General features: G+C 51.2%; 11 protein-coding genes. 9 read left to right on the top strand and 2 right to left on the bottom strand.

Annotated features, from left to right (window positions below; all coding sequences use genetic code 11):
* Position 1 precedes the first annotated feature (1 nt).
* The 5 genes from mlaD (at position 2) to murA (ending at position 3,228) form a co-directional block, all read left to right on the top strand.
* On the top strand, positions 2-553 hold the full coding sequence (gene mlaD / locus ACUU1M_RS08470) for an outer membrane lipid asymmetry maintenance protein MlaD (RefSeq protein ID WP_005050758.1): 552 nt from the start codon (positions 2-4) through the stop codon (positions 551-553).
* 18 nt (positions 554-571) lie between these two features.
* Positions 572-1,207 (top strand): phospholipid-binding protein MlaC, encoded by a 636-nt coding sequence (gene mlaC / locus ACUU1M_RS08475; protein ID WP_152028922.1) that lies wholly within the window; start codon positions 572-574, stop codon positions 1,205-1,207.
* The gene (gene mlaB, locus ACUU1M_RS08480) at positions 1,207-1,500 is read left to right on the top strand and encodes a lipid asymmetry maintenance protein MlaB (RefSeq protein ID WP_000004488.1); all 294 of its coding nucleotides are present in this window, start codon (positions 1,207-1,209) and stop codon (positions 1,498-1,500) included. The genes mlaC and mlaB overlap by 1 nt, the downstream gene beginning before the upstream one ends.
* A 159-nt stretch (positions 1,501-1,659) precedes the next feature.
* Positions 1,660-1,914: a BolA family iron metabolism protein IbaG gene (ibaG, locus tag ACUU1M_RS08485; RefSeq protein WP_000429656.1), complete on the top strand. Its 255-nt coding sequence runs from the start codon at positions 1,660-1,662 to the stop codon at positions 1,912-1,914.
* A 54-nt stretch (positions 1,915-1,968) separates the two neighbouring features.
* A complete protein-coding gene (murA, locus tag ACUU1M_RS08490) occupies positions 1,969-3,228 on the top strand; it encodes a UDP-N-acetylglucosamine 1-carboxyvinyltransferase (protein WP_000357259.1) in 1,260 nt (419 codons plus the stop codon).
* Positions 3,229-3,275: 47 nt separating this feature from the next.
* Here the strand turns inward: murA and sfsB are convergent, their stop codons facing one another.
* The gene (gene sfsB / locus ACUU1M_RS08495; RefSeq protein ID WP_000445404.1) at positions 3,276-3,554 is read right to left on the bottom strand and encodes a DNA-binding transcriptional regulator SfsB; all 279 of its coding nucleotides are present in this window, start codon (positions 3,552-3,554) and stop codon (positions 3,276-3,278) included.
* 227 nt (positions 3,555-3,781) lie between these two features.
* A complete protein-coding gene (gene ispB, locus ACUU1M_RS08500; RefSeq protein ID WP_001047336.1) occupies positions 3,782-4,753 on the bottom strand; it encodes an octaprenyl diphosphate synthase in 972 nt (323 codons plus the stop codon).
* A 258-nt stretch (positions 4,754-5,011) separates the two neighbouring features.
* On the opposite strand from ispB, the gene rplU reads away from it, so the two are divergent.
* The 4 genes from rplU to cgtA all read left to right on the top strand — a co-directional run bounded on the left by rplU (position 5,012) and on the right by cgtA (position 7,881).
* Positions 5,012-5,323 carry a 50S ribosomal protein L21 gene (gene rplU / locus ACUU1M_RS08505; protein ID WP_000271403.1) on the top strand — a complete coding sequence of 104 codons (312 nt, stop codon included), beginning with the start codon at positions 5,012-5,014 and terminating at the stop codon, positions 5,321-5,323.
* Between the two features lie 20 nt (positions 5,324-5,343).
* Positions 5,344-5,601 carry a 50S ribosomal protein L27 gene (gene rpmA / locus ACUU1M_RS08510; RefSeq protein WP_000940595.1) on the top strand — a complete coding sequence of 86 codons (258 nt, stop codon included), beginning with the start codon at positions 5,344-5,346 and terminating at the stop codon, positions 5,599-5,601.
* A 126-nt stretch (positions 5,602-5,727) separates the two neighbouring features.
* On the top strand, positions 5,728-6,693 hold the full coding sequence (locus ACUU1M_RS08515; protein ID WP_000813037.1) for a DMT family transporter: 966 nt from the start codon (positions 5,728-5,730) through the stop codon (positions 6,691-6,693).
* A gap of 15 nt (positions 6,694-6,708) precedes the next feature.
* Complete coding sequence (gene cgtA, locus ACUU1M_RS08520; protein WP_000673561.1) at positions 6,709-7,881, top strand: Obg family GTPase CgtA; 1,173 nt, start codon at positions 6,709-6,711, stop codon at positions 7,879-7,881.
* Positions 7,882-8,052 lie beyond the last annotated feature (171 nt).

The raw sequence follows: 8,052 nt of genomic DNA on the forward strand, positions 1-8,052 counted from the left end.
CATGCAAACGAAAAAAAATGAAATTTGGGTGGGTATCTTTTTATTAGCAGCACTGCTGGCGGCGCTGTTTGTTTGCCTGAAGGCGGCGAACGTGACGTCCATACGTACTGAATCGACCTACACGCTTTATGCGACGTTCGATAACATTGGCGGCCTGAAAGCGCGCTCTCCGGTCAGCATTGGTGGTGTTGTTGTGGGCCGGGTGGCGGATATTACGCTGGACCCGAAAACCTATCTGCCGCGCGTAACGCTGGAAATTGAACAACGTTATAACCACATTCCTGATACCAGTTCGCTGAGCATTCGTACTTCCGGCCTGCTGGGAGAACAATATCTGGCATTAAACGTCGGTTTTGAAGACCCGGAACTGGGGACTGCTATCCTGAAGGATGGCGATACAATTCAGGACACCAAGTCTGCGATGGTGCTGGAAGATCTCATTGGTCAGTTCCTTTACGGTAGTAAAGGCGATGACAATAAGAATAGTGGCGATGCGCCAGCTGCTGCGCCAGGTAATAATGAAACCACTGAACCTGTGGGTACAACGAAATAATTTCAGGAGAACCGATGCATGTTTAAACGTTTAATGATGGTCGCTTTGCTGGTGATTGCACCTCTGAGTGCGGCAACCGCGGCAGACCAGACCAATCCTTATAAGCTGATGGACGAGGCGGCGCAGAAAACGTTCGATCGCCTGAAGAATGAGCAACCGCAAATTCGGGCCAACCCGGATTATCTGCGTACCATTGTTGATCAGGAACTGCTGCCATACGTACAGGTGAAATACGCCGGTGCGCTGGTGCTGGGCCAGTATTACAAGAGTGCGACCCCTGCTCAACATGAAGCCTACTTTGCCGCTTTCCGTGAGTACCTGAAGCAGGCTTACGGTCAGGCGCTGGCGATGTATCACGGTCAAACCTATCAGATTGCGCCAGAACAGCCGCTGGGCGATAAAACCATTGTGCCTATTCGCGTTACCATTATTGACCCGAATGGCCGTCCGCCGGTGCGTCTGGACTTCCAGTGGCGTAAAAACTCCCAGACGGGAAACTGGCAAGCTTACGACATGATTGCTGAAGGCGTCAGTATGATCACCACCAAACAAAACGAGTGGGGAACGCTGCTGCGTACCAAAGGTATCGACGGCCTGACTGCGCAACTGAAATCGATTTCTCAACAGAAAATCACTCTGGAAGAGAAAAAATAATGAGCGAGTCACTGAGCTGGATGCAGACGGGTGACACGCTGGCGTTATCCGGAGAGCTGGATCAGGACGTTCTGCTACCGCTTTGGGAAATGCGTGAGGAAGCGGTGAAGGGGATTACCTGCATCGATCTTAGCCGTGTGTCCCGCGTGGATACGGGGGGACTGGCACTGCTGCTCCATCTTATCGATCTGGCGAAAAAGCAGGGCAACAACGTGACGCTTCAGGGGGTAAACGACAAAGTGTATACCCTCGCGAAATTGTATAATTTGCCTGCTGATGTTCTGCCTCGTTAAATTTTTTCAGGCCGGATATGGCGTTAACCGCCTGTCCGGCAAACCTGCCTGCAAGTCGAGCCTTGTCTGATTTATCAGCGAGGCTTTTTGCTTATTTATGCCAGCGCAACTTTGCTCTAAGATGTTTCGCTGGTTTATTAACTGATGATTGAAGATCCCATGGAAAATAATGAAATTCAGAGCGTGTTGATGAACGCTCTCTCCCTCCAGGAAGTCCACGTTTCCGGCGATGGCAGCCACTTTCAGGTTATTGCCGTGGGTGAGTTGTTTGACGGTATGAGTCGGGTTAAAAAACAGCAGACGGTCTATGGCCCGCTGATGGAATATATTGCGGATAACCGCATTCATGCTGTGTCGATCAAAGCGTATACCCCTGCGGAGTGGGCGCGCGATCGCAAACTGAACGGCTTTTGAGCTATGGGCGATTCGCCGGTAGCGGATATGAATTGTTAACTGAGAACAAACTAAATGGATAAATTTCGTGTTCAGGGGCCAACGAAGCTCCAGGGCGAAGTCACAATTTCCGGCGCTAAAAATGCTGCTCTGCCTATTCTTTTTGCCGCACTACTGGCGGAAGAACCGGTAGAGATCCAGAACGTCCCGAAACTGAAAGACGTCGATACATCAATGAAACTGCTAAGCCAGCTGGGTGCGAAAGTAGAACGTAATGGTTCTGTGCATATTGATGCCCGCGACGTTAATGTATTCTGCGCACCTTACGATCTGGTTAAAACCATGCGTGCTTCTATCTGGGCGCTGGGGCCGCTGGTAGCGCGCTTTGGTCAGGGGCAAGTTTCACTACCTGGCGGTTGTACGATCGGTGCGCGTCCGGTTGATCTACACATTTCTGGCCTCGAACAATTAGGCGCGACCATCAAACTGGAAGAAGGTTACGTTAAAGCTTCCGTCGATGGTCGTCTGAAAGGCGCACATATCGTGATGGATAAAGTCAGCGTTGGCGCAACGGTGACCATCATGTGTGCTGCAACCCTGGCGGAAGGCACCACGATTATTGAAAACGCAGCGCGTGAACCGGAAATCGTCGATACCGCGAACTTCCTGATTACGCTGGGTGCGAAAATTAGCGGTCAGGGCACCGATCGTATCGTCATCGAAGGTGTGGAACGTTTAGGCGGCGGTGTCTATCGCGTGCTGCCGGATCGTATCGAAACCGGTACTTTCCTGGTGGCGGCGGCGATCTCTCGTGGCAAAATTATCTGCCGTAACGCGCAGCCAGATACTCTGGACGCCGTGCTGGCGAAACTGCGTGATGCTGGAGCGGACATCGAAGTCGGCGAAGACTGGATTAGCCTGGATATGCATGGCAAACGTCCGAAGGCTGTTAACGTACGTACCGCGCCGCATCCGGCATTCCCGACCGATATGCAGGCCCAGTTCACGCTGTTGAACCTGGTGGCTGAAGGGACCGGGTTCATCACCGAAACGGTCTTTGAAAACCGCTTTATGCATGTGCCAGAGCTGAGCCGTATGGGCGCGCACGCCGAAATCGAAAGCAATACCGTTATTTGTCATGGTGTTGAAAAACTTTCTGGTGCACAGGTTATGGCAACCGATCTGCGTGCATCAGCAAGCCTGGTGCTGGCTGGCTGTATTGCGGAAGGGACGACGGTGGTTGATCGTATTTATCACATCGATCGTGGCTACGAACGCATTGAAGACAAACTGCGCGCTTTAGGTGCAAATATTGAGCGTGTGAAAGGCGAGTAATCGTCTGAGAGCTGGCAGCCCCGTTCGCGGGGCTACCGCCAGACCACTCATTTTTTCGGTTTAGTGTAGCTACGCATCAACTGCGTTCTGTCGATAAACTCATGGGTCTGCGGATCATGGTAGCGTGATGGCCAGATAACCCAGGGGGCAGTTCCCAGGGCTTTCGCAATAATCATCTCTCCTTTCGGCCATGGGCGCGATAATGCGTTTGCCAGCGTTGAGGAACTCAAACCATTTCTGCGAGATTCCGCCGCCATTGACGTTCCTTTCTTGCGCAAACCTGCAATGATGTCAGCGGGATGCCAGTCAATGAAATTACTTTCCATCTTTCCTCACTCCTTAAGTTAGTCGCTTTCATTCAGAACACTTCTTCTGTCGGGCATCACTATACTTCTGATGGCCTATTGCGCTAAAAAGTTCCTGTAAAGAGTGTGAATATTCAGAATATATAAAGATTCATCGCCCTTTTTTTCAGGTGTTATAGCGCTGAATTAGTGTTTTTATGGAATTTACTGGAATCATCCCGCGCACTGCGCGGGATGAAGGGAGGGGATTAACGATCGCGTTGAACAGCGATGTGCGCGAGGCCGATGAGTGCTTCTCGCCAAGGGGTGTCCGGGAGCACCTGTAACGCTGCGATGGCTTTGTCTGCTTCTTCCTCGGCGCGCTGACGCGTCCATTCAAGAGATCCACAAGCGTTCATTGCTTCCAGAACCGGTTCCAGAAGATGGCGACCGTTACCTTGTTCGATGGCGGTACGGATCATCTGTGCCTGTTCTGGTGTGCCATGATGCATCGCATGCAGCAGCGGCAGCGTCGGTTTACCTTCGTTCAGATCGTCGCCGACGTTTTTACCTAACTGTTCGCCATCGGCATTGTAATCGAGTAAATCGTCGATCAACTGGAAAGCAGTGCCGAGATAGCGCCCATAATCCTGCAGGCCTTTCTCCTCCTCCGGCGTACAGCCAGCCAGAATCCCGGAACACTGCGCGGCAGCCTCAAACAGACGCGCGGTTTTGCTATAGATAACGCGCATGTAGTTTTCTTCAGTGATGTCCGGATCGTTAACGTTCATCAGTTGCAGAACTTCACCTTCTGCGATGACGTTTACAGCTTCTGACATGACTTCCAGCACTTTGAGTGAACCGAGGCTAGTCATCATCTGGAACGCGCGGGTATAAATAAAATCGCCTACCAGCACGCTGGCGGCATTGCCAAATGCGGCGTTGGCGGTAGCTTTACCCCTGCGCATATCTGATTCATCCACAACGTCGTCGTGTAGCAGAGTCGCCGTGTGGATAAACTCGATCAGGGCAGCAATGGTGACATGCGCATTTCCCTCATAGCCAACAGCTCGTGCAGCCAGTACAGCAATCATCGGACGAATACGTTTACCGCCGCCGCTGACGATGTAATAGCCTAACTGATTGATCAGTTGGACGTCGGAATTAAGCTGCTCAAGGATTGCCGCATTAACACCCGCCATATCTTGCGCGGTTAACTCATTGATTTTTTCTAAATTCATCGCAAAAGCCGGGCTTTTCGCCCCGATTACCTTACTGTGAACAAAGGCAACTTAGGGTTTATGGTTAGGAATATAGGGTAATTGTACTGAAAAAATGGCACAGATAAACGTTACCGTACAAGTTGTGTTTTTTTTCTTCGTGTATTGACTGTAGCACTTGTCAAAGGCGTGCGTTTTGCGTAATATTCGCGCCCTATTGTGAATATTTATAGCGCACTCTGAATCATTGAAAAGGTGTGCGCGGAAGCGGAGTTTTATATGTACGCGGTTTTCCAAAGTGGTGGTAAACAACACCGAGTAAGCGAAGGTCAGACCGTTCGCCTGGAAAAGCTGGACATCGCAACTGGCGAAACTGTTGAGTTCGCTGAAGTGCTGATGATCGCAAACGGTGAAGAAGTCAAAATCGGCGTTCCTTTCGTTGATGGCGGCGTAATCAAAGCTGAAGTTGTTGCTCACGGTCGTGGCGGGAAAGTTAAAATCGTTAAGTTTCGTCGTCGTAAACACTATCGTAAGCAGCAGGGCCATCGTCAGTGGTTCACTGATGTGAAAATTACTGGCATCAGCGCCTAAGACCTGAGGAGAGATTTCAAATGGCACATAAAAAGGCTGGCGGCTCCACACGTAACGGTCGCGATTCAGAAGCTAAACGCCTAGGCGTTAAGCGTTTCGGTGGCGAATCCGTTCTGGCGGGTAGCATCATCGTTCGTCAACGTGGTACCAAATTCCACGCTGGCGCTAACGTAGGTTGCGGTCGTGACCACACTCTGTTTGCTAAAGCAGACGGTAAAGTGAAATTCGAAGTTAAAGGCCCGAAAAACCGTAAATTTATCAGCATCGAAGCTGAATAAGTTTTTCGCGTCCCGGTAACGGATGAAAGCCCCGCAACACGTTGCGGGGCTTTTTACATTCGATAACCGGTAAAAATGCGCATGGTGCGACGTTAATCCGCAAATGCGCTTTGCAGGGAATACGGTATGAAGCAGCAGGCAGGCATTGGCATTCTTTTGGCGCTTACCACAGCAATTTGCTGGGGGGCGTTGCCAATCGCAATGAAGCAGGTGCTGGAGGTGATGGAACCTCCGACAATCGTGTTTTACCGTTTCTTGATGGCGAGTATTGGCCTTGGTGCCATTCTTGCGGTGAAGAAGAGGTTGCCGCCATTACGCGTGTTTCGTAAGCCACGCTGGTTGATTTTGTTGGCAGTGGCGACCGCCGGGCTGTTTGGGAACTTCATCCTGTTCAGCTCATCCTTGCAATACCTGAGTCCGACCGCTTCGCAGGTGATTGGGCAACTCTCGCCAGTTGGCATGATGGTTGCCAGCGTATTTATCCTGAAAGAGAAAATGCGCAGCACTCAGGTTGTAGGGGCATTGATGCTCCTGAGCGGTCTGGTGATGTTTTTTAACACCAGTCTGGTCGAGATATTTACAAAGCTCACCGATTACACCTGGGGAGTTATCTTTGGGGTCGGTGCGGCGACGGTTTGGGTGAGTTATGGCGTGGCGCAAAAGGTTTTATTGCGTCGGCTGGCCTCACCGCAGATCCTGTTTTTACTGTACACTTTATGTACAATCGCGCTCTTCCCTCTGGCAAAGCCTGGAGTGATAGCGCAGCTTAGCCACTGGCAGCTCGCATGTTTAATTTTTTGCGGACTGAATACCTTGGTAGGATATGGCGCCCTGGCGGAAGCGATGGCTCGCTGGCAGGCAGCGCAGGTGAGCGCGATCATCACGCTCACCCCACTGTTTACGCTGTTTTTTTCAGATCTTTTATCACTGGCCTGGCCCGATTTCTTCGCCAGACCGATGTTAAACCTTTTAGGTTATCTCGGTGCGTTTGTCGTGGTTGCGGGCGCGATGTATTCCGCCATTGGTCATCGTATTTGGGGCGGATTACGTAAGCATACAACGGTGGTATCGCAACCCCGCGCAGGCGAATGATTTACGGAGAATAAAATGAAGTTTGTTGATGAAGCATCGATTCTGGTCGTTGCAGGTGATGGCGGTAATGGTTGCGTGAGCTTCCGCCGCGAAAAGTATATTCCGAAAGGCGGCCCGGATGGCGGCGACGGCGGTGATGGTGGTGACGTATGGATGGAAGCCGACGAGAACCTGAACACGCTTATCGATTATCGTTTTGAAAAATCTTTCCGTGCAGAGCGCGGTCAGAACGGTGCAAGCCGCGATTGTACCGGTAAGCGCGGTAAAGACGTGACGATTAAAGTGCCGGTAGGTACGCGTGTAATCGACCAGGGTACTGGTGAAACCATGGGTGATATGACTAAACACGGTCAGCGTCTGCTGGTTGCTAAGGGCGGCTGGCACGGTCTGGGCAATACCCGTTTCAAATCGTCAGTTAACCGTACACCACGGCAGAAAACTAACGGTACGCCGGGCGATAAGCGTGAGCTGCTGCTGGAGCTGATGCTGCTGGCTGACGTCGGTATGTTGGGGATGCCAAACGCGGGTAAATCGACCTTTATTCGTGCGGTATCGGCGGCTAAACCGAAAGTGGCGGATTATCCGTTTACCACTCTGGTGCCAAGTCTGGGTGTGGTACGAATGGACAACGAAAAGAGCTTCGTTGTTGCCGATATTCCAGGACTGATTGAAGGCGCTGCGGAAGGCGCAGGTCTGGGCATTCGCTTCCTGAAGCACCTGGAACGTTGCCGCGTCCTGTTGCACCTCATCGATATCGATCCGATTGACGGCACCGATCCGGTTGAAAACGCGCGTATTATTATCAGCGAGCTGGAAAAATACAGCCAGGATCTGGCGGCGAAACCGCGTTGGTTAGTCTTCAACAAGATCGATCTGCTGGATAAGGCAGAAGCCGAAGAGAAAGCGAAAGCGATCGCTGAAGCGCTGGGCTGGGAAGATAAATATTATCTGATCTCTGCGGCGAGCGGACTGGGCGTGAAAGATCTCTGCTGGGATGTGATGACCTTTATCATTGAAAACCCGGTCGTGCAGGCTGAAGAAGCGAAACAGCCAGAGAAAGTCGAATTCATGTGGGATGATTATCACCGTCAGCAGCTTGAAGAGATTGCTGAAGAGGATGATGAAGACTGGGATGACGACTGGGACGAAGACGACGAAGAAGGCGTTGAGTTCATTTACAAGCGTTAATCACTAATGACCAATGCCAAATAAGCCTGATGCGCTACACTTATCAGGCCTACAAGATGATTGCAATATATTGAATTTGCACGATTTTGTAGGCCGGATAAGGCGTTCACGCCGCATCCGGCATAAACAAAGCGCACTTTGTCAATAATCTGAAACCCCGGCCATGCGCCG

Source organism: Shigella sp. SIG6, assembly GCF_053555815.1.